We start from the raw sequence: 2,605 nt of genomic DNA on the forward strand, positions 1-2,605 counted from the left end.
GACCAGACTTCACAACCAGCCAGCCCGTCGGAAACATCACATGCCCCTGCCCCGGTGCCGGCACGGCAGCGATCGCCGGTTTCTCGGCATCATCGAACAGAGGGACGACCGCCGCCACTGGCTGGACATCGAATCCCAGGATGCGCGTCTTGCTACGGGTGGGGCGCCGACGTTCCGGTTCTGCCGCGGCAAGCGATGCCGGAGCGGGGTGCGGATCCCCGTCCTCGATATCCCAGATATTGACCGCCGGCCCCGACACACCTTCGGGCAGCGGCACCTTGGCCTTTACTACACGGCTGGGGCGCGCTGCGGGCGGTTCGGACGTTTCAGCCTCGGGCTGCGACGCGGGTGGTGTCGGGGCAGCGGCGGCAAGAGCCTCGCGCAGCCGCTTCACCTCAAGCTCGGCCAGGGACGTCATGACCGGATCGGGCCCGGATCCGGCCGGAGCCACCTGCTTGACCGGCTCTGCCGCAGTCTTGCTGAAGAATGAGCGAAGGAACTTCACGTCTGTCTCTCCACGTCCTGTTGGATCTGCTTCAAGGCCATTCAGCCCAGCCCCGGCAGCTGGAACGACCCGGTCGCCATCTGCCCTTTACGCTGGATTGCAAAGCCGTGTGTTGTACTGTCTCTTCCTGCTTCGCGGGAAAGTATGTCGGCCAGCGCCGTTGCGGTGCCCAGAATTTCGCCGGTCGCATCATAGACCAGCAGCACGTCACCCACCGCGAGATCCGTGGCCGCCCCAGCCGCCACGGCGGCGACGACCGTCTGAATGCCAGTCGGGGTCATGGTCATCTCGAAGGAAAGACCGTTCGGAAGGTCCAGCCGATCGACCACGGGCAGGGTCAGGATCTTTCTGACGACATCGCCACCCGGCGCAGCAACATAGCCGAGGATGACATTCCAATCGGCGACTTTCGACAGATCGGCACCTGCCGACATCATCGCCGCGATGTCGGAACCGTCCTGCACCGGAACACCGTTCACTTCCACGATGCGCAGGCCGGGTTCGGCCCATTCCGGCGACCACGGCAGCCGCGCGACAATGCGTCCGGGATCGGCAGGATCGACCTGGAAGGGCATGCGCAACCCGCGGACCAGGCCACGTCTCGCAGCCTCGTCAGGCGCGACGAAGGGTGCCGCCACGGCGGTCTGCATCACCGAACCGGGCCAGACATGCTGCGTGATCTCACTGGTCGCCGACAGCACCCCGGCAACCAGCAGAACGGCCGCCGCCGAAGACAGCAGCGGATCACGCGCGGCACGAAGCCGCACGGGGCGGGCCGTCGCCAAAGGCGCAACCGGCACGGCGGGGACATCGGACGGTGCCGCCGGGCAGGCCGGCGCAAGGGCAACCATGGCCGGGCCGGACTGCGCCACCTCCGCCGCCGTCATGGTCGGGCGCACGGCGGCACCCTGTTGCTCGCCCTTGGGCAGCAAGGCCGGACGTGGCGTCGTGCCGGCCCGCAGCATCGACTGCCATTCCGCCACCGACTGGAACCGGTCGCGGGGAAAGATTGACATCGCCTTGTCCAGGGCCTTCAGGAAGGCAGTCGGATAGCCGTTGATCCGGCCGGCAAGAGGAACCTGGGGGTCACCCTGACGGTTCGCGATCGACGACAGCCGGTCCTGCGAGGTCATCGGCGTCGCTCCCGAGACCAGATGGCAGAAGCTTGCCGCCAGCGCGTAAAGATCGCTGCACGGTGCCTGGATGCTGCCGGCGATGTAGAATTCCTGAGGCGAATAGCCGTCCTTGACCACACGCAGCCCCGACAGCGCGCGACTTTTCCGCGTCACGTCCTTGCGCGAGGCGCCGAAGTCGATCAGCACGGGCCTGCCGGTCGCACGGTCAAGCAGGATGTTGTCGGGCGAGATGTCCCGATGCAGCACCCCCTGCGCGTGAACGTAGGCCAGCGCATCGAGGATCTGGTCGAGGATCGCCATGATCTGCTGCGGCTTCAGGGCCGGCGCTGTGCCCTCTACCGTTTCCAGAAGGTCGGGGCCATCGACATAGTCCATCGCCATATAGGCGGTATCGTTGTCCTCGAAGACCTGATGCACCCGGACGATGTTCGGATGTTCAAGCCGGGACAGGGTATATGCCTCCTGCAGGAAAAGCCTGACGATCGACCGGAACTCTTCCTCGCGCTGGCGGGTCCGCGGTCCGACGGCCTGACCGCTGCGGCGGCAGAAAGAGGAGGGGAAGCATTCCTTGATCAGGATGCGCCGGTCGAGCGAATCCCTTGCAAGATAGGTGATTCCGAAGCCCCCGGCATTCAGGAAGGAGTCGATGGTGAACTGGCCGAGAAGGAGCTTCGTCCCCGGCTTCAATTCGTCGGCAAAGGTCTCTGGCCCGACGTCTTCCAAGTTCTGCGCAACCAAGGACATGCAACGAACCCCCATGCCGCGCCCCCGCACCTTGTGCATGGGACATCGGCAGTCATCCCTTCCCGATAGCGAAGGAGTTGGGCCAAATCGTGATGCCAATTCGTTCGTTTTCTGCCACAATCCCGCGAACGCCGCGGGGCAATTGCGCGAACGGAGCGCGCCTCGCCCAACGGGAAGGCGGATTTCGATTGTGCCCCGCAGGGTGGTGTAAGAGCGTCGC

The 2,605-nt window shown here is 65.4% G+C and carries 1 protein-coding gene and 1 pseudogene; both read right to left on the reverse strand.

Annotation, left to right across the window (positions count from 1 at the left end):
• Positions 1-505 (reverse strand): annotated as a pseudogene (locus EZM81_RS17840) (hypothetical protein); the annotation flags it as partial.
• Positions 506-546: 41 nt separating this feature from the next.
• A complete protein-coding gene (locus EZM81_RS17845; RefSeq protein ID WP_169052409.1) occupies positions 547-2,364 on the reverse strand; it encodes a serine/threonine-protein kinase in 1,818 nt (605 codons plus the stop codon).
• Positions 2,365-2,605: the final 241 nt, after the last annotated feature.

Source organism: Tabrizicola sp. YIM 78059, from assembly GCF_004959785.1.
GTDB classification, from domain to species: Bacteria; Pseudomonadota; Alphaproteobacteria; order Rhodobacterales; family Rhodobacteraceae; genus Tabrizicola; species Tabrizicola caldifontis.